Source organism: uncultured Cloacibacillus sp. (assembly GCF_963926575.1).
GTDB classification, from domain to species: domain Bacteria; phylum Synergistota; class Synergistia; order Synergistales; family Synergistaceae; genus Caccocola; species Caccocola faecigallinarum.
Map to the genome: position 1 here is coordinate 162,819 of NZ_CAWUXW010000003.1, position 18,587 is coordinate 181,405.

An 18,587-nucleotide genomic window follows, 5' to 3' on the forward strand; every position below is an offset into this window, starting at 1 on the left:
CGGGAGATGGCCTCACTTGGCTAAACATTACAAAAGAGCGAAGGACAGGCGGAGGCGCGGAATAGTGTTCGCGCTTCTGCTCCTCGCGGTGGCGGCGGCGGTCTACGCCGTCGCGCTGAAAAATCAGGGACGCTACGCGAAGCTCGCGGAGCCGGAGGCGACGCCCGCCGAGGTCGCGGCCTCGGCGCCCGCGCCCGAGCCAAAGACGCGTGAGTGGGTCGTCGTCTCGGCCGACGAAGGGTTGCCCGCGGCGCAGCAAGCGGCGGAAGCGCCGAAAGCGCAGCCGCCGGTATGCGGTTATCCGCGCGCGGACGGAACGCCGCTGCTCGCGATAGTCATAGACGACGGCGGCAGTCAGATGAAGCTGACACGCCGCGTCGCCGCGCTCGACATTCCGACGACGTGGGCGATAATGCCATACCGCCAGTACTCGAAGGAGACGGCGCAGCTCGCGGCGTCGAAGTCCGTGCCTTACATCCTCCATCTGCCGATGCAGGCGCAGGTTGATAAAGATTCAGAGACTGGAAAATTTATAATCGGCCGCGGAATGACCGCGGACGAAGTACGCGCGAAGACGGAAAAAGCGCTCGACTCGCTGCCGGGCGTCGTCGGCGTCAACAACCACCGCGGCTCGCGCGCAACGGAGAGCCGCGAGCTGATGGCCCCCTTCATGCAGGTGCTCAAGAGACGCGGCCTCGTATTCGTAGACAGCCGCACGACGGGCAAGAGCGTCGCCTACGACGAGGCGCGCAAAGCCGGGGTGCCCGCGCTGCAAAACCGCGGCTTCCTCGACAACTCGACCGACAAGGCGGAAATCGCGAAGCGCTTCGACGAGCTCGTGCGCAACGCGCAGAAACGCGGCGCGCTGCTCATAATCTGCCACTTCCGCCCGGCGACCGTCGCCTTCCTCGAAGAGCTCAACGCGCGCTATAAAAACCTCCCTGTCCGCTTCGTCACCGTCCCCGAGATGCTCGCGCTGATGGATAACGGCGCGCCGAAAAAGAAGTAACGCGAAGCGCGCGGCGCAGAATTTACGAAAAAGGCAAAAATATTCCCCGCGCCATAAACGACGCGGGGATTTTTTATTTTTTGTACGTCCGCGCGCTAGCTCTTGCGCGGTCCCGACGCGAACTCTCCTGCCTCGATGTCGAGCACCTCGCGCGCGGGCTGTATGAGCGCCTGCTCATAGCGGCAGCGCCACGGCACGCTGCGGCTGATGCGCCCCGTCTCCGCCTCCACGCCGTCTATGATTTCGCCTGACTTTATCGGACAATCGTTTTCAAGTATGTAGAGCGCGGTGCTGCATGCGTGATGAACCAGCCAGTTCGGGTCGAGGCTGTGGAAATGGTACTGCAAATCCGGCATGAACAGCGTGCCCATGCCGAGCGTATCGACGACCATGTCGTCCGTGCCTTCGACGTTGAAGAACCTCGCGTGCAGGCCAAAGCGTATGTATCTGTCCGCGCCGCTCAGCCCGTGCGCGCGCACGTCGCGGGCACGCACGAGCTTGCCCGTGTTCTGAAAGAGAAACGCCTCGCAGTCGGGGAAGAGCTCCGCGAGCGCGTCCGTGAAATCCATGTCGAGGTTCGCGCGTTCGAGCGCGGGCAGCAATGCAAGCATGTCCGACGCGTGCATCTGCCAGCGGCAGGCTCCGAGAATTTCGTCGCGCTCGTCCATGCAGTCCCACATCTGGCTCTTCGTAAAATCGTCTACACCGTCCGCAGAGAACTCCGACGCGCCGAGAATCCAAAGCTGCGGCGGCACCTCGCCGTCCTTGAACTTCGCCATGCAGCCGGAGGCGGCAAAGCCCGCCATATTTCCGTCGCAGCTGAACATCTCTACTGGGCCGCAGTGCTTTTCCATAATTTCCGTCCTTTTCCCGGCCTCCGGGAGCTCGGGCTTTTCCCTGAAAAGCATGCGCACGATGAACGGCGCGCCTGGGAAGTCGTTTTTGCCTTTCAAATCCTGCTTGAACGATTTTTCCATCTTTGCGCCCTCCTATCTCAATTTGAAGCCCTCGGAGAAATTGAAATGCGTAGACACGCAGCCTTCGAGCGGCGCCTCCTCGCCGTTCTTTTCCATCATTTGACAGACCACGCCGTAGACCGAGCTGAAGGTGATATAGTCCCAGTAGATTTCGGAAGCCGCGTCGCCGAACACGCCCTCGGCGAAAAGCTCGAAAAGCAGATTGTGCATCGTCCAGTAGTCCGCGAGCTGCGACTTATAGAGGCCAGGCGCTATCTGCTCGTCGAAGTCCAGAGTGTCGAACTCGTTCTCCGCGCATATCTCTGGCAGGAAAAGATAGCATTCCTCCGCGAGCGTCGCGTCGCCGAGCTGAAGCTTGAGCGTTTCGGGAAGCTTGTCGTACTCTTCCTGTGTTTTGCAGTCGTTGAAGAGATTGACGGCGCGCCTGATTTTTGTCTTGAGCGCCGCTCGGCCTGCGCTTCCCCAGTACGGGTATGGCGCGACGGTAGCCTCGTCCTGGCGTATGAGGACGAACATCTTCTGCGAGGCGAAGCCCTCCGTCTCCCACTGTGCGCCAATCTCTGCGACGATGTCGCTCAGCTCTTTGCTCTTTATGTCGTTGACGCGGCACTCGCCCGTGACATCGCCGTCCACCTTCGCGCAGTAGATTTTCACATAGCAGAGCTTCTGATTGCCGAGGCGCTTCAAGACGCCCTCTTTGAGCTTGTTCCAGTAAAAGTTCGGCGTGTTCTCATGCGGCGTGCATCCGACGCCTACGACGTCGCTCAGCGTCGCGCGCCAGCGGTGCGCGCGCCCCGCGAAGCTCGTCTCGAACGTCTCGTCGTACTCGCCGCGCTCCATGCGCGCAATCGCCGGCATCAGCGAGAGCATGAACGAACAGAGCGCCATGCCGAGCGCGTGCTTCGCCGTCTCGCCCGGCGACGCGCAGCATTCGAAAATCTCCGTCCCCCACTGCGGCGCTTCAATGTAAAAATCGACGACCGCGCCCTGCTCCATGAGGCTTTCTATCTCAGGCCGCAAGGTTAACTGGCTGTCGGGGCAGTAAAGGCAGCCGTCCTCGATAAAGTCCTTCATGCCGAGAGAGCCGTGAATAAGGTCGCGTATAAAATCGAGCGCACTTTCTTTGTCGAGCGGCTCTCCTGCATCGTTCCATTTCGCTGTATACTCGTAAGGTTCCTGCTTCATGATTTTTCGTCCTCCCTAATGAAGCTGCTACGGCGTGCGCGCTCGGCGTCTCGGCGCTATTATATAATGTGATATATGCTTTTCCTGCCGTCGTACCGTTGAACGGCCGATTTTCTACTTTTATAATAAATGTGTAAAATTTATTGCGTGTGGTGGTTTTGCATGAATTTCAGAAGATGTATATTTGCAGCCTTTGCTGTTCTTGTCGCCGCTTCCACGACTTTCGCGGCAGTTCCTCAGTACGTTGAGGGCGAGGCTATCGTTATGATGAGGACGGACGAGGCGCGGGCCGAGGTTGGATATTCAGCGGCGCGGAGCGCTTCTAACGCGGCGTCGGGGTCAGCGGCTTCTGAGCTCGGCGCGGTGGTTGTGCGAAATTTCCTTCCGGTGAAGGCTGCTACGGTGGGCTCGGATGGTTTGAAAGTCGACGGGCGCGTTGGCGCTGCGCGGACGCTTTCGGCGAACGGCGCTGAGCGCGGCGGCGAGACTTACGCAGTCGCGCAGCTGCGCAGCGCGAGCGGGGAGAGCACGGAGGAATTTATCGAAAGACTGCGCGGCGACCCGCGCGTCGTGTCGGCGATGCCGAATTATATAATGCGTCTTTCGTCGCCGGCGCGCATCGTCTCCGCCGAAGATGAGGAGATAGAGATCGCCAAGCCGAACGACCAGCTTTACGGCGAACAGTGGGGGCTTGAGCGTATAAATATGCCGGCGGTCTGGGCGCAGACGGCGGAGGCCGAGTCCGAGGAGGTCGTCGTCGCGGTCATCGACACGGGGATTATATACGACCACGAGGACCTCGCGGACAACATGTACGAATTTGACGCCGATACGCTCTCGCGCATGGACGTCGCAGGAATTGACGCCGCTGAGTTTGCGGGCAGCCACGGGGCATGGTTCCACAGCAGCGCGGAATTCGGAGAGGACGAGGATGAAGCGCCGGTGACGTCGGCCTTCGATCCCATTCCTGTCGGCCCAGGCGCGGGAACTACAAAGCTGGCGTCGATAGACGACGTGCTTTCAGTCACGCATAATTCCAGATACGTCGGCGACGTAGAGGGACACGGCACGCATGTGGCGGGCATCATCGGCGCTGTGACGGATAATGGAATCGGCGTCGCTGGCGTCGCGCAGAACGTGAAGCTTATGGCCGTGCCGGTTTTCTCCGCGTTCATCGACGAGGACGACGACGGCAGCGTCGAATACGCCACTGGCTCGCTGACGAGCGACCAGATGCGCGCGATAGACTTCGTATTAGCGGCGAAGGCTGCGAGGGTGAACGTCCGCGTCGCGAATATGTCTCTCGGCAGCTGGACCGACGCGGACAACGCGGCGGAGAACGAGCCGTACAGCGCGAAGATAAAGGCGCTCAGCGACGCGGGGGTAATCGTCTGCATTGCGGCGGGCAACGAGGATCAGGACCTTGACGCGCCGGAGGGCGAGTACGCCGGGCAGATATGCACTCCCGCCATGTTCCGCTACGAGAATACCATTACCGTCGGCGCGAGCGGCGAGGACGACGAGCGCAGCTACGCGGCGGGCTCAAATTTCAGCTCCTCTGGCGAATGGGTGGACGTTTTCGCGCCCGGCGGCTACATCATGAGCACATGCCGGTACGAGCCGATTACCGGGGACGGAAATACGTGGAGCGAGGACGGCTACACCGCCATAAGCGGCACGTCGATGGCCTCTCCGCACGTCGCTGGCCTCGCGGCTCTGCTTTGCTCGCTGTTCCCGGAAAGGGGCGCGACGGAGATAAAGCAGATGATACTCGACGGCGCAGACGGAGCGGTGCTGCGCGAGGGGTATTCGCAGTACGGGCTGATCGACGCCTATGAAGCGTGGAAGATAGGCATGGGCGCTGCGACCGAGGCCGAACCTGTCGAACCGGAACAAATCCCAGTATCAGAGGGCGCGGCCACCGTCAAGGCAGAGTTTGCGTCGGACAAGGAGGCTCTGCCCGACAGTCTGAAAAACTGCGTAACCGCGGTGGATGATGAAGGGCTTTATCTCGACCATGCTATTGTCGGCGGCGCTGTGGAATCGCTTGAAAGCTCGAGAGAGGTCGAGCGCGTATCGCTCTTCCCGGTATTCAGCGCGCAGAGCAGCGAAGAGGGCGAGCTTGACGCCGCCGCGGTCTCGGCCGTCGCTTTCACAGTCCCGGGCGAAATATTCGGCGACGGCTGCGGACTTGGAGACGTGGCGGTCTGCAAGGTGAAGCCGGACGGGACGTGCCTCAGGTATGCTCTCGATGAGGACGGCGCGGCGGCCGACGGCGAGTTTAAAATTTACAACAAAGACTGGAGCTCTTTCGGCGGAACGTTCGACGGAGAGGCTTACTACAACGTCGTTCTCTATATAGCCGACAACGGCCCGTACGACCTTGACGGCGCTGAGGGGACTATAACCGACCCGACCGCGATTGTGCGTTACGGCGCGCAGAAGCAGTCTGTCTCCGGCGGAAGCGGCGGCGGATGCTCCGCGGGAGGCGGCGCTATTGCGCTGCTTGGGCTTCCGTTCGTCTATGGTTTGATGCGTAAATTCAGGAAGAAGGGCGATTAGCTGTGAAGGCGGCGTTTTTCATAATTTTTGCCGTCATTGCGGCGGCATTCTGTCTCGGGGCGGCGGATGCCGCGCATGCTGGCGGGGGAGAGCGCGCATTCGTTCGCGGCGAGGCCGTTGTTCTGCTGCGCGTACCAGAGGAGATCCGCGCGTCGAAGGAGCGGCGTGAACTGTTCGCCGCATACTGCCGCGGCGTAGCGGCGGACGCATGCTCCGAAGTCGTCTATGTTTCGCCGGTTTACGAAACCTCAGAATGTGTGACTGCGACTTTCCGTTCGAAGCTTGAGACCGCCGAACTTATCGCGCGTTTGAGAAAAGACGCGCGCGTCGCGGGAGCTTCGCCGAATTATATAATGAAGCTGTCGCGTCCGGTCGCTGTGAAAAACTGACGCATTTTATAGAAAATCACGGCACGAAAAAAACGGCGCCTCTTCGCGCCGTTTTCGCCGTTTCTTGGATTTTCTTTCTTCGCCGTCTTTAATAATCCATCAGCACCGGCACTCGATTTTCCAGAGAGAACTTCGCGGCCTGATAAAAAATCGAAAAGGCGAACTTCGCGAGTGATTCAAGCTCCTCCGCGTCATAGTCCTCGCCTTCGCGTTCATTCTTCGGGACTGGCGCGAATTCGCCCTTCTCCGTAAACAGCGCCTCCGCTTTGTAGCCTTCCGTGCCGTTCCATTTGAGAATTTCTTCTTCGCCGGCCTGCCAGACTTTGTCGTTGATGTATTTAAGCTCGGCTGCGAGCATGCCTGCTGTTCCGAAGGCGGCTTCGTTCCCGGCCGGCGTGTCCGCGCTGAAGGTGAACTGCTCCTTGAGCGGCAGCCACCATTCCGCGCCGCCGCAGAGCGACAATCCCTCGGCCTTTTCTTTCTCTTCTTCGCTCATCGATATGAAGTCCTCGCACGCTCCGCGGCGCGGAAATTTTTCAGGCAGAGGCTTGTCGAGCAGCACGTGGAACGCGAAGAGACGCAGCGCGTTGTATGCGTCCCAGTCAGGCTTGTCGGTAAAATAAGGCTTCTCCTCGTCTTCGGGCCACGGTTCGTACGGCTCTTCGCTGTACTGCGAAAGAGCGCCGAGCAGATCGTCTCGCCACGTTTCTACGACTTCGCGTATTTCGTCCGCGGAGAGCTTTTCTTCTTCCTCCGCTTCGGCGGCAGCCGGCCTCATGATCGTGCAGTCATATCCGTTCGCCTCAGCCCATTGTTGTACGGCGGTTTTCCAGTTGTGCGCGTAATAGCGCGTAAGCGTCCCCGCGTAGATGTCCAGTCCCATAGCTGTGCCTCCTTCGCCGCGCGCGGCGCGGCGTCATTATGTGCGATTATTATACAGAGGATGGAGAAAGCGCCGCCGTCTGCCGGTTGTTTCGCCGGAGTGGATTTGCGGCGGACTTGCTGCGTCAAGCAAAAAAAAAGCGGCGCTCTTTCGCGCCGCTTTTGCTTTATCTTCGCGTTGTCCCCGCGCCGTTATTTTGACAGCTTCGAGCAGCCGCGTCCGAGCAGGATGAAGCTCATGCCGCTGAATACGAGGTCTATGCCGAGCACGATGCCTATCATCGAAGCGCCGGTCAGTACGTTGTTCCACATCATGAAGGCGAGGATTACGCCGAGCGCGCCCGAGAGCAGTATCCAGAGCGAGCCGCCGATTTCGCGGATGCGGAAATATTCGACGACCTTCGTCACGCCGTCGACGAGGAAGTATGCCGAGAGCAGCATGCTCAGCGTCATGACGCCGGCGAGCGGATGCGTGAGGAATACGACGCCCGCCGCGACGGATATGACCGCCATGAAGGCCTGCTGCCACGGGCTGTCGCCCGAGCGCATCGCGCTGAAGGCCCCGAAGGCGCTGCCGAGGCCGACCGCGAGCAGCAGGCAGCCGATCATCGTCTCGACAGCGAATGACGCGAGCAGCGGCATCGAAAGCGATACGAAGCCGAGCGCGAGCATAATCGCGCCGACTACGTAGAATCTTCTCTTACTTTTCACGAAATCTTCTTTTGAACATTTTCCCATAAACAGCATTGTTGTTGTCTCCTTCTATTGCGCCGCGCATCAGATTTTCGCGCGCCGCCGGAATTTCCTTCCGTTCACGTGAGTATAGCACAAAGCATAGTTTATTGATATAGCACAAAACTTACGGCGTTTTATTGACGCGCGGTAACTTTCAAAAATTTAATGTTTATATAAATAAATTGCTTGTTCGGCATTGCGTTCGGCGCGCCGCAGAAGCATAGGAGCGCGCCTGAACGCGCGGAAGCTGCGTCGAGCTTTCGGCTGTATATGGCAGGCCGCGCCAGTCTGACGCCGCCGTGCGCCGCGCGTCCGCGTATGGCGGGAGCGCCGTGCTTTCGGGTCTGCGTGCGCGTTGGCCTAAACGGCGCGGGCGTGCTATGCTTTGTGCGTGATGCCATACTTTCGAGCGATGGAGGGAATCGTCATGAAAATACTGGTCAGTGCCTGCCTTCTCGGCTCGAGGTGCCGTTACGACGGCGGCGCGAAGCCCGACGCGCGCGTTATCGCGCTCGGCGCGGAGCATGAGCTTGTGCCGGTCTGCCCGGAGCGGCTCGGCGGCCTCGAAGCGCCGCGCGAGCCGAGCGAGATATCGGGCGGCCGCGTCTTCGGGCGCGACGGCCGCGATGTGACGGCGGAGTTCGAGCTCGGCGCGAGGCGCGCGCTTGAGGCGGCGCGGCGTTTCGGCTGCCGCTGCGCGATTTTGAAGGAGCGCAGCCCGTCCTGCGGCTCGTCCGCGGTTTACGACGGCAGCTTCTCGGGCCGCGTCGTGCCGGGCGCGGGCGTCGCGGCGGCGCTGCTTATGGAGAACGGCGTGCGCGTATTCAGCGAGGAAAATTTTGAAAAACTTTTCGAAACGGAGGAATTTCGCGATGAAGGTGGAAGTGAAGCGTAAAGACGAGCTTTCGCACAACAGATGGAGCGGCGGCGTGACGACGCAGCTCGCGATATGGCCAGAGGGGGCGGACTACGGCGCGCGGCGCTTTGACTGGCGCATCAGCACGGCGATAGTCGAGGACGAGAAGTCCGTATTCACGGCGCTGCCGGGAATTCACCGTCTGCTGATGATTCTCGACGGCGAGATAGAGGTGACGCACAACGGCGGGCGCGCGCTCGCGATGAAGCCGCTTGCCGACGTCGACGAATTCGAAGGCGGCTGGGAGACGGTCTCCGTCGGACGCTGCGTGGACTTCAACCTGATGACCGTCGACGGCTACCGCGGCGCTATGTCGGCCTGCGCGGCGGGCGGCGGGTGCGCCGAGATCGCGCCGGAGGGCGCGTCGGAATACTGGCGCGGGATTTATTCGCTGACCGACGGCCTCACGGTGAAGTGCGCGGCGGGCGGCGAAGAGGGCGAATACAAGCTCGACAAGGGAGATTTCCTGCTCTTCTCATACTCGCCCGCGAAGGAGGGAACGGCGCGCGTTTCGCTCCGTTCCGCCTGCGGCGGAGCGCCCGCGGTATGCGCCGAGGTGTGGAGATAAGAGCTTGGATTTGACTGGCGTACTGCGCGGCGCTGCGGCCAGACTTCAGTTCGCGCCCGAGTCGCGCTGGGAAGAGTGCGTCGCGCTTTCGCGAGGCGAGCCTGCGGACGCTGTCTTAAAATGGTTCGACGGCTTTCACGATGAAAATATCGGCGCGGAGCTGTTTTATGAAGCCGAGGCTGAGGAACGCCGCTTTTCCGCTTTTATAGGCTTCCGCTGTAATTTTGCAAAGCGGCGCGCCTTCGTCGAAGCGGCTGCGCGGGGCTTCGCGGCTGGAAAATTTGTGCGCGCGGAGAATTTTATAGCGGGGGCGGAGAGAGAATTCCGCGCGCCGCTTTTTGTCGGATGGCCGGATTTTATGGAGCTCGGACTCGTCAATCTGTGGAAGTCTTGCGGCGCGCTTTCATTTGCGCCACTGCCGGAAGAGCCATATGCCGTGTTTTCCGCCGCAGTCTCGGCGTCGCCGCGCTGGTGCGTCGCGCTGCCCGCACCTCCGGCTCTCGAGCTCGCCTTTTCGTCGCCCGTCCCGCACTGGCTCGGCGTTGATTTTTCGTCGCGCGCGGCAGACGGCTGGATGCTCGACATGAGAAAGGCCGAAGCCTTCCTTGGAAAGCTTCGGCCCTGAAAGCTGCGGACAATCCGCGCGCGTTATCTCTCGCAGAGACCTCTGAAGAACGAGAAAAGCGCCGAGGCCGCGAGCGCCGCGGTTCTGTGGTCCTCGTCGAGTGGCGGCGAGACCTCCATGATGTCGAGGTACTTGACCTTAACGCTGCGCCCCGCGAGGTAGGCTATCTTGTCGAGCTCGGGCGCTTTGAGGCCGCTCGGGTTGCTGGCGGACGCGCCTGGCGCTTCCGTGCTGCGCACCGCGTCGATGTCGAGCGAGACCGCTATCGCGCGCCCGTTCTTGCCCGCCGCGTTGAGCGCCTGGAGGAAAAATTCCATGACGCGCTCCGAGACCTCGCGCAGCGTGACGACGCGGCCGCCCTGCTCGAGCACCCAGTTGTAATAGTAGGGCGAGTTGTACTGCTCCTGTATGCCGAACTCGACGAAGGCCTCGCCGGAGAGCGCGCCGCCCGGCAGCTGCGTCAGCGCGCGGTAGAACGACGTGCCGCTGTTGATTCCGTTCTCGTCGCTGCGCACGTCGAGGTGCGCGTCGACGTTGATGAGCCCCATGCCGCCGCGCCCGATATTCGCACCCGTCACGAGGCCGCGGACGCCGGGGTAGGTCAGGTCGTGTCCGCCGCCGAGGACGACGGGCAGCCCGCCGCGCGCGACGATCTCCGCGACCGCCTCCGTCTCCGCGTCGTGGACCTCGGCGAGCGTCAGCTCCTTCGTGTCCACGTTGCCGACGTCGACGATGCGCAGCCTCATGAAGTCGGAGTTGAAGCCCGGCGTCAGCTTGTAGAGCCTGCGCCTGATGTCGTCCGGCCCCGCCGCCGCGCCAGCGCGCCCCTTGTTCGCGGTGATGCCGCGGTCCTCCGGGACGCCGATTATCGCGACCGTCCCCTCCGTAACCTCGTCTATCGCGGCGCGCCCGATGAGCTCGCCGAGGCGGCGGTCCTTCGGGTCGTTCCTGCTGTAGAACAGGTCCCGCGCCGCCGCGTTTATCTTATATGCCATCCGCAATTCCTCCCACGCTCAAAAGCATTCGCTAAATTCTATCCCCAGCGGCCCGCTTGCGCAACATTCCGATTCTCGCATCTTCGGGATATAATAAACGGAAACGAAACAAGGAGACTGAGAATAAATGAAAGAACTCAAGATGTTCATGTTCGAGGGCTGCCCGCACTGCAAACGCGCGGAGCAAATGATAGCCGCGCTGCTCGCCGCCCATCCGGAATATAAGGAAGTGCCGTTCGTCAGGATAGACGAGAAAAAGGAGCCGGAGCTCGCGGACAAATACGACTACTATTACGTGCCCTGCTTCTTCGCGGGTGACGAAAAAATCGCCGAGGGCGCGCCGACGGAGGAAAACGTGGCCAAGGCCTTCGCGGCGGCCTGCAACGGCTAGGAGGCGCGCCTTGCTGAAGGATATAGACAGCATTGAAATTATGCGCCTCGTCGGAAACACGCCGCTCTATCGCCTCGGCTGCGAGACGGGCGGCGCGGAGCTCTGGATAAAGCTCGAGGGCGGCAACCCCGGCGGCTCGATAAAGGACCGCGCCGCGTGGGGGATGCTGCGCGAAGCGCAGAAGCGCGGCGAGCTTACGGAGCGCAGCGTGATAGTCGAGCCGACGAGCGGAAACACCGGCATCGGCCTCGCGCTGCTCGGGCGCGCGCTCGGCCTCTCCGTCGTGCTGACGATGCCGGAGTCGATGTCCGTCGAGCGCCGCGCCGTGCTCTCGGCTTTTGGCGCGGAGCTGGAGTTGACGCCCGCCGCCGAGGGAATGGCCGGGGCCGTCGCGCGGGCGCGCGAAATCCTCGCGGGCAACCCGGACGCCGTGATGCTCGACCAGTTTTCAAACCCCGGCAACCCGCTCGCGCACGAGCTGACGACAGGGCCGGAGATACTTGCGCAGCTGCCCGAGGGCAAAAAACTCGCCGCCTTCGTCGCGTCGTTCGGCACGGGAGGCACCGTGACCGGCGTCGCGCGCGCGCTGAGAAAGAAATTTCCCGACGTTCACGTCGTCGCGGTGGAGCCCGCGTCGAGCCCGCTCGTCACGCAGGGGCGCTCCGGCGCGCACGCAATACAGGGCATAGGCGCAAACTTCGTCCCGGCTTGCCTCGTCGTCGGCGAAATAGACGAATTTGCGGCCGTGACGGACGAGGAGGCGGTCGAGACGGCGCGCCGCCTCGCCTCGGAGTTCGGCCTTTTCAGCGGAATTTCGACCGGCGCGAACGTCGCGGCGGCGCTCAAAATCGCGGCGAAGCTGCCGAAGGAGTGCGCCGTCGTCACAATCCAGCCCGACAGGGGCGACAAATACCTCAGCGTCTTCGCGCGCTGAGCGGAACGCGGACAAAAATCTAAGCGGGGTGCGCAGCATTGAAGGTTGACAAAAATCTGAAGGACCAGATGCTTTTCATAAAAAAATTCGTTACGGAGCCGCGCACGATAGGCAGCGTAACGCCGAGCTCGCCGCAGCTCGTCGACTCCATGCTCCAGAACGCCGACTGGGCGAAGCTCAGCGCGGTCGCCGAGCTCGGAGCGGGGACGGGCGTCATGACGCGCGCGATAATCGAACGCAAGGCGAAGGAGTGCGAGCTGCTCGTCTTTGAAATAGAGGAAGAGCTGCGCAAAAATCTGGAGGACGAAACTGGGCTCGAGATATACGCCGACGCGCGGACGCTGCCCGAGGTCATGAAAGCGCGCGGAATAGAAAAGGCGGGGCTCATCGTTTCGAGCCTGCCCTTCACCGTCCTGCCGCGCGAGGTGACGAAGAGCGTCATGGATGGCGTGACGCGCAGCCTCGCGCCCGACGGCAGCTTCGTCGCGTTCCAGTACTCGCTGCACATGAAGGGGACGCTCGAGAAGCTTTTCGACAAGGTGGACGTGCGCTTCGTGATGATGAACATACCGCCCGCCTTCGTCTACGAGTGCCGCGGCGTGAAGGCGCGGTAAGCGGGAATTTTTGCCGTCGCACGGAATCGGAGGCCGCGCGGCGATTTTTTTGCTGCGCATTTTCAATGCAAATAGTTTATAATATCTTGTTAGTTTGAATATCAATGGGGGCTGTTTCATGGAACGCAGGAGCGGGAAGGAATTAAGAGAACTTTTTCTGAACTTTTTCGAGGAGAAGGGCTGCAAGCGCTATCATAGTTTTTCGCTGGTGCCGGACGACCCGACCCTCCTTTTTACTATAGCGGGAATGGTGCCGTTCAAGCCCTACTTCCTCGGGCTCAAGACGCCTGAGGTGACGAGGGCTACGACGTCGCAGAAGTGCGTGCGCACCAACGACATCGAGAACGTCGGCCGCACGGCGCGCCATCATACGTTTTTTGAAATGCTGGGCAACTTCAGCTTCGGCGATTATTTCAAGAACGAGGTCATCCCGTGGGCGTGGGAGTTTCTCACACAGCGCGTCGGCCTCGAGCCGGAGCGTCTGTACGTTACGATATACCTCGACGACGACGAGGCCTTCGATATATGGCACAAGAAGGTCGGCCTGCCCGCGGACAGAATTTTCCGCCTCGGCGAGGACGACAACTTCTGGGCGGGCGGGCCCCGTCGGACCCTGCGGGCCGTGCTCCGAGATAATCTACGACCAGGGGCCGGAGTTCTCCTGCGGCAAACCCACCTGCACCGTCGGCTGCGACTGCGACAGATATCTCGAGATATGGAACCTCGTCTTCATGCAGTACAACCGCGACGAAGCGGGCAACCTCACGCCGCTTCCGCATAAGAATATAGACACGGGCATGGGGCTCGAGCGCCTCGCCTCCGTCGTTCAGCGCGTGCCGAACGACTTCGAGACGGATCTCTTCCGTCCGATTATGGATAAAGCCTGCGAGCTCGTCGGCGTGAAATACGGCGAGGACCCGAAGAAGGACATGGCCGTCAAGGTCATCTCCGACCACATCCGCGCCTCGGCGTTCATGATCGCCGACGGAATCCTGCCGACGAACGACGGCGGCGGCTACGTCCTTCGCCGCCTCATCAGGCGCTGCGTGCGCTACGGCAGGCTGCTCGGCATCGACAAGCCGTTCCTTACGGGGCTTTTGCCCGTCGTCCGCGAGTCGATAGGCGACGAATACCATGAGCTCGTCGAGCAGTCCTCCGCAATCGAGCAGGTGCTCAGCACGGAGGAAGAGCGCTTCTCGCGCACGCTCGCGCAGGGCAGCGACCTCATGGATTCCGAGATAGCGAAGCTCGAAGCCGCCGGCAAGAACGAGCTGCCCGGCGACGTGGCCTTCGTCCTCTACGACACCTTCGGCTTCCCGCTTGAGCTTACGGAAGAGATGTGCGCCGAGCGCAACATCACCGTCGACAAGGACGGCTTTGAAAAGGCCATGGAGGAGCAGCGCGAGAGGGCGCGCGCCTCGAGCAAGCAGACGAGCAGCGTAATCTCCAAGAACGTCTACACAGAGCTCGCCGACAAAATCGCCCCGTCGCCCTTCTGCGGCTACAGCGAGACGAAGTGCGAGGCCGAGGTCAAGGCCGTCATAATAAACGGCGCTCTCGCGGACGAAGCCTGCGAGGGCCAGGAGGCCGAGCTCGTGCTTTCCGACACGCCGTTCTACGGAGAAAAGGGAGGACAGGTCGGAGACACCGGAAAGATTTACGCCGACGGCGTGGAATTTGAAGTTGCCGATACAGTTTACCCCGTCGCCGACCTCATTGTTCATAAAGGGAAAGTAACCAAGGGAACGATAAAGCCCGGCGCTCACGTGACGGCGGAGATAGACGCCGTGCGCCGCGCCGACATACAGCGCCACCACACCGCGACGCACCTTCTGCACGAGGCGCTCGCGCGCGTGCTCGGCAAGCACGTGCGCCAGGCCGGCTCGCTCGTCACGCCGACCTTCCTGCGCTTCGACTTCAACCACTTCGCGCCCGTCAGCCTCGACGAGCTGCGCGAGGCCGAGCGCATAGTCTACGAGCAGGTGCTGAAAAACAGCCCAGTCACGACGCGCGTCATGCCGATTGAAGAGGCGAAGAAGACCGGCGCCCGCGCGCTCTTCGACGAAAAGTACGGCGACGAGGTTCGCGTGCTCGGAATCTCCGACTTCTCGACCGAGCTCTGCGGCGGTACGCACGTCAAGAACACCGGCGAAATCGGCCTCGTCAAGATAGTCCGCGAAGAGGGCATCGGCTCCGGCATCCGCAGGATAACGGCGGTCGCCGGTACGCAGGCGCTTCCGCTCTTCCAGTCCTACGGCAACGCGGTCATGTCGCTTGTGACGATGGTCGGTGGAGACGCCGAATCGCTGATGGCGAAGGTCGGAACGATGATGGACGAGAAGAAGGTTCTCGAACGCAAGAACCGCGAGCTTCAGGTCAAGGCCGCGATGTCCGAGATAGAGAACAGCGTCAAGCCCGTCGCGAACGTCAACGGCGTCGACTTCATCGCGGAAAAGTTCGACAACATCACGCCGGACCTCCTGCGCCAGATAGGCGACAGAATCCGCAATAAATATCCGAACGCTATGATGCTCCTCGCGGGCGTGGCGTCGGAGGGCAACGTCGCGCTGACGGCCATGGCCTCCGACAACATCGTCAAGCTCGGAGCCAACGCGGGAGCTCTGCTCAAGGCGGTAGCCGCCGAGCTCGGAGGCAAGGGCGGCGGACGCCCGACCCTCGCGCAGGGCGGCGCGCCGGGCGCGGACAAGCTCGACAAGGCGTTCGCGGCCGCTCCGAAGATTTTCGAGGAGCTTATGACAAAAGGAAAGTAATGCGGCGTATCGTAGCTCTCGATATAGGCAGCGTCAGAATCGGAGTTGCGGTCAGCGACCCTCTGGGCATGTTCGCCCAGGGGGCCGCCGTTTTGAACGCGCGCGGCGACTGGCTCTCGGAGCTTGCCGGCATAATCGCTCATTACGAAAGCCCGGTCATCCTGATAGGGATGCCGCGCCGCACCGACGGCAGCGAAGGTCCGGAGGCGGAGCGTATGCGCGCGACTGCCGAGACGATAAAAGAGCGCTTCCCGGAATGTGAGATACGCTTCTGGGACGAGCGCTTCACGACCACGATAGCGCAGCAGGCGCTGCTTGAGGCCGACGTGTCGCGCAGCGGCAGAAAACAGAAGGTCGACAAGATAGCGGCGACGCTCCTGCTGCAAAGCTACCTCGACAGCGGAAGGAACATCTGAATTTGGAACTGCCGCGCGGAGTAAAAATGACTCCAATGCTGGAGCAGTACGTCGAATGGAAGGACGCCTACCCCGACTGCCTGCTCTTCTTCCGCATGGGAGACTTCTATGAAATGTTCTTCGACGACGCGGAGATTGCGTCGTCCGTCCTTGATATAGCCCTCACCTCACGCTCCAAAGAAAACGAATACAAGATACCGATGGCGGGCGTGCCGTACCATTCCGTCGACTCGTACCTCGGGCGGCTCATCTCCGCCGGCTACCGCGTCGCGATATGCGAGCAGATAACCGAGCCGGACGGCAAGGGGCTGCTTGAACGCGAGGTGACGCGCGTCGTCACGCCCGGCACGTGGCTGCCGGAGAACTCAGACGACGGCGGAAAGATAGCGGCCTGCCTATTCGACGGAAAATCGACGGCCGTCGCGCTTCTCGAACCGGCGGGCGGCGCGCTGCGCGCCGGGACGTTCTCGAACGAGGGCGGAGCCGCCGTGATGTCGGCCTTCATGCCCGACGAGATACTCCTGCGCCGCGGACAGCGCGAGCTTTTTGAGAAAAACTGTCCCGGCCTCGCCTCGCGCGGCGTCATCGTCACGGAGTGCGAAAAGGGATACTTCGCCGTCGAGCAGGGCGCGGCGTGGCTCTGCCGCAAATGGGGCATAGCCTCGCTCTCCGCGATGGGCCTCGACGACAGGGACCTTGCAGCGGGAGCCGCGGCCGCCGCGGTGAAATACCTCGAAGAGACGCAGTTCTCGAACGCCGATAACATCTCCTCGCTCACGCCGATGCTGCCGAAGGAGAACCTCGTCCTCGACCAGAGCACGCAGGTGAACCTAGAACTCGCCGACAAGGGGCAGGCGACGCTCTTCTGGGTGCTCAACCGCTGCCGCACGCCGATGGGGCGGCGCGCGCTCAAAGAATGGATAACGTCGCCGCTTCAGGACCTCGACGAAATCTCGCGCCGCCAGGACATGATAGAGACGCTCGCGGGCGACGGCAGGCTGCGCGCCGGGCTTGCGGAGCTGCTCTCGCGCTGCCGCGACATGGGGAAATCCCTCTCCCGCCTCACGCTCAAGATGGGGTTGCCCTACGACGTGCAGTCTGTCGGCGTGACGCTGGGCGTCGTGCCGGAGATAGTCTCGCTCGTCTCCGATTATCCGGCGCTCGCGCGCATCGTTCCGCAGTGCGACACGTCGGAGCTCGCGGCGCTGCTGCGCGCGGCTGTCGCGGACAATGTCCCGCGCTTCGTGCGCGACGGCGGAGTCATCAGAAGCGGCTTCGACGCGGAGCTCGACGAATGGCGCGACAAGGCGGCGCACTCTTCAGAGTGGCTCGCGAGATTCGAAGAATCTGAGCGCGAACGCACCGGAATAAAGAACCTGAAGGCCGGAGTCAACAAGGTCTTCGGCTACTATATAGAAATACCGAAAGCGTCGGCCTCGAAAGCGCCGATGGACTACGTGCGGAAACAGACGCTCGTGGGCGCGGAGCGCTTCATCACGGAGGAGCTCAAACGCTTCGAGCACGACATGTTCCGCGCCGAGGGCGAGATACTCGCGATAGAGGAGCGCATATATGCGCGGCTCGTCGGCGAGGTGCTCGGACATTCCTCCGAAATACAGCTGACGGCGAACTTCATATCGGCGCTCGACGTGTTGCTCTCGCTCGCCGCCGTCGCATCGGAGCGCGGCTACACGCGCCCGACGCTCGACATGAGCAAGGACTTCATCGTGAAAAACGCGCGCCATCCCGTCATCGAGGTGACGCTCGGCAAAAATCCCTTCACGCCCAACGACTTCAACTTCAGCGCGGAGAACGGTCGGCGCATCGCGCTCATAACCGGGCCGAACATGGCGGGAAAATCCACCTACCTGCGCACCGCGGCGCTCATCGCGATAATGGCGCACATGGGCTCCTTCGTCCCCGCCGAGAGCGCGAAGATCGGCCTCATAGACCGCGTCTTCACGCGCATAGGCGCGCGCGACGAGCTCGCGCGCGGGCAGAGCACCTTCATGGTCGAGATGGTCGAGACCGCGAACATCCTGCGTCACGCGACGGACAGAAGCCTCGTCATCTTGGACGAAGTGGGCCGCGGCACGTCGACCTACGACGGCCTCAGCATCGCATGGTCCGTCGTCGAATTTTTGCAGGGGCAGGAACACGCGCAGCCGCGCGTGCTCTTCGCGACGCACTATCACGAGCTGACGCAGCTCGCCGACCTTCTGCCGGGAATAGTAAATCTCAGCATGGGCGTCGACGAAAGCGCCGGCCGCATAGTCTTCCTGCACAAGATAATCGAAGCGCCCTCCGACCGCTCCTACGGCATCGAGGTCGCGCGCCTCGCGGGCGTCCCCTCCGCGGTGCTGCGCCGCTCGCAGGAGCTTCTCGCGCAGTTCGAGGAAAAGGCCGAAGCGCGCAACGAAAACGTAAAAAATTCCTCGCAGAACCAGCTCACGCTCTTCGACGTGCGCCAGGAGGCGATACTCGAAGAGCTCGCCGCCTGCGACCCGAACAACATGACGCCGCTCGCGGCTCTAGAGCTCGTCATGAGGCTGCGCGGCGAAAGCCGTAAGGTGCTGGGGTTTAAGTAGAAATTATATATATTTGGCTGCAGCATTTAC

Annotated in this window: 17 protein-coding genes and 1 pseudogene; 13 read left to right on the top strand and 5 right to left on the bottom strand. The window is 61.7% G+C overall.

The annotated features are described in order from the left end of the window. The first annotated feature begins 16 nt into the window (after nucleotides 1-16). Nucleotides 17-1,009 (top strand): divergent polysaccharide deacetylase family protein, encoded by a 993-nt coding sequence (locus ABGT66_RS05825; protein WP_346689445.1) that lies wholly within the window; start codon nucleotides 17-19, stop codon nucleotides 1,007-1,009. Nucleotides 1,010-1,104: 95 nt separating this feature from the next. Here ABGT66_RS05825 and ABGT66_RS05830 read toward each other — a convergent pair whose 3' ends face one another. Both ABGT66_RS05830 and ABGT66_RS05835 read right to left on the bottom strand, forming a co-directional pair. Continuing rightward, nucleotides 1,105-1,986 (bottom strand): DUF4261 domain-containing protein, encoded by an 882-nt coding sequence (locus tag ABGT66_RS05830; RefSeq protein ID WP_346689446.1) that lies wholly within the window; start codon nucleotides 1,984-1,986, stop codon nucleotides 1,105-1,107. Between the two features lie 12 nt (nucleotides 1,987-1,998). Then, complete coding sequence (locus ABGT66_RS05835; RefSeq protein ID WP_346689448.1) at nucleotides 1,999-3,171, bottom strand: DUF6348 family protein; 1,173 nt, start codon at nucleotides 3,169-3,171, stop codon at nucleotides 1,999-2,001. 264 nt (nucleotides 3,172-3,435) lie between these two features. Between ABGT66_RS05835 and ABGT66_RS05840 the strand changes: the two genes are divergently transcribed. Further along, nucleotides 3,436-5,733 carry a S8 family serine peptidase gene (locus ABGT66_RS05840; protein ID WP_346689449.1) on the top strand — a complete coding sequence of 766 codons (2,298 nt, stop codon included), beginning with the start codon at nucleotides 3,436-3,438 and terminating at the stop codon, nucleotides 5,731-5,733. A gap of 2 nt (nucleotides 5,734-5,735) precedes the next feature. Continuing rightward, nucleotides 5,736-6,122, top strand: a complete 387-nt coding sequence (locus tag ABGT66_RS05845; RefSeq protein ID WP_346689451.1) for a hypothetical protein — start codon at nucleotides 5,736-5,738, stop codon at nucleotides 6,120-6,122. Nucleotides 6,123-6,210: 88 nt separating this feature from the next. On the opposite strand, the gene ABGT66_RS05850 is transcribed toward ABGT66_RS05845, so the two are convergent. Beyond that, nucleotides 6,211-7,005 carry a hypothetical protein gene (locus ABGT66_RS05850; RefSeq protein WP_346689452.1) on the bottom strand — a complete coding sequence of 265 codons (795 nt, stop codon included), beginning with the start codon at nucleotides 7,003-7,005 and terminating at the stop codon, nucleotides 6,211-6,213. A 191-nt stretch (nucleotides 7,006-7,196) separates the two neighbouring features. Then, entirely contained in the window at nucleotides 7,197-7,742 is a 546-nt protein-coding gene (locus ABGT66_RS05855) for an HdeD family acid-resistance protein (protein WP_346689453.1), read from the bottom strand. Between the two features lie 391 nt (nucleotides 7,743-8,133). Between ABGT66_RS05855 and ABGT66_RS05860 the strand changes: the two genes are divergently transcribed. From ABGT66_RS05860 to ABGT66_RS05870, 3 genes are read left to right on the top strand one after another with little or no spacing between them, the layout of a single operon-like run. Next, the gene (locus ABGT66_RS05860) at nucleotides 8,134-8,634 is read left to right on the top strand and encodes a DUF523 domain-containing protein (RefSeq protein ID WP_346689455.1); all 501 of its coding nucleotides are present in this window, start codon (nucleotides 8,134-8,136) and stop codon (nucleotides 8,632-8,634) included. Further along, entirely contained in the window at nucleotides 8,612-9,223 is a 612-nt protein-coding gene (locus tag ABGT66_RS05865; protein WP_346689457.1) for a HutD family protein, read from the top strand. The genes ABGT66_RS05860 and ABGT66_RS05865 overlap by 23 nt, the downstream gene beginning before the upstream one ends. 4 nt (nucleotides 9,224-9,227) lie before the next feature. Beyond that, nucleotides 9,228-9,848 carry a hypothetical protein gene (locus tag ABGT66_RS05870; protein WP_346689458.1) on the top strand — a complete coding sequence of 207 codons (621 nt, stop codon included), beginning with the start codon at nucleotides 9,228-9,230 and terminating at the stop codon, nucleotides 9,846-9,848. A gap of 23 nt (nucleotides 9,849-9,871) precedes the next feature. Here the strand turns inward: ABGT66_RS05870 and ABGT66_RS05875 are convergent, their stop codons facing one another. Next, nucleotides 9,872-10,843 (bottom strand): formimidoylglutamase, encoded by a 972-nt coding sequence (locus ABGT66_RS05875; protein ID WP_346689459.1) that lies wholly within the window; start codon nucleotides 10,841-10,843, stop codon nucleotides 9,872-9,874. Nucleotides 10,844-10,970: 127 nt separating this feature from the next. Between ABGT66_RS05875 and ABGT66_RS05880 the strand changes: the two genes are divergently transcribed. From ABGT66_RS05880 to mutS, 7 genes and pseudogenes are all read left to right on the top strand, one after another. After that, nucleotides 10,971-11,234, top strand: a complete 264-nt coding sequence (locus tag ABGT66_RS05880) for a thioredoxin family protein (protein WP_346689461.1) — start codon at nucleotides 10,971-10,973, stop codon at nucleotides 11,232-11,234. A gap of 10 nt (nucleotides 11,235-11,244) precedes the next feature. Continuing rightward, nucleotides 11,245-12,168, top strand: a complete 924-nt coding sequence (gene cysK, locus ABGT66_RS05885; RefSeq protein ID WP_346689463.1) for a cysteine synthase A — start codon at nucleotides 11,245-11,247, stop codon at nucleotides 12,166-12,168. 38 nt (nucleotides 12,169-12,206) lie between these two features. After that, nucleotides 12,207-12,782 (top strand): methyltransferase type 11, encoded by a 576-nt coding sequence (locus tag ABGT66_RS05890; protein ID WP_346689465.1) that lies wholly within the window; start codon nucleotides 12,207-12,209, stop codon nucleotides 12,780-12,782. Between the two features lie 118 nt (nucleotides 12,783-12,900). Continuing rightward, a pseudogene (locus tag ABGT66_RS05895) lies at nucleotides 12,901-13,317 on the top strand (alanine--tRNA ligase-related protein); the annotation flags it as partial. Between the two features lie 100 nt (nucleotides 13,318-13,417). Continuing rightward, nucleotides 13,418-15,553: an alanine--tRNA ligase gene (alaS, locus tag ABGT66_RS05900; RefSeq protein ID WP_346690449.1), complete on the top strand. Its 2,136-nt coding sequence runs from the start codon at nucleotides 13,418-13,420 to the stop codon at nucleotides 15,551-15,553. Then, the gene (gene ruvX / locus ABGT66_RS05905; protein WP_346689467.1) at nucleotides 15,553-15,969 is read left to right on the top strand and encodes a Holliday junction resolvase RuvX; all 417 of its coding nucleotides are present in this window, start codon (nucleotides 15,553-15,555) and stop codon (nucleotides 15,967-15,969) included. The genes alaS and ruvX overlap by 1 nt, the downstream gene beginning before the upstream one ends. Nucleotides 15,970-15,995: 26 nt before the next feature. Beyond that, nucleotides 15,996-18,557, top strand: a complete 2,562-nt coding sequence (mutS, locus tag ABGT66_RS05910; protein WP_346689468.1) for a DNA mismatch repair protein MutS — start codon at nucleotides 15,996-15,998, stop codon at nucleotides 18,555-18,557. Nucleotides 18,558-18,587 lie beyond the last annotated feature (30 nt).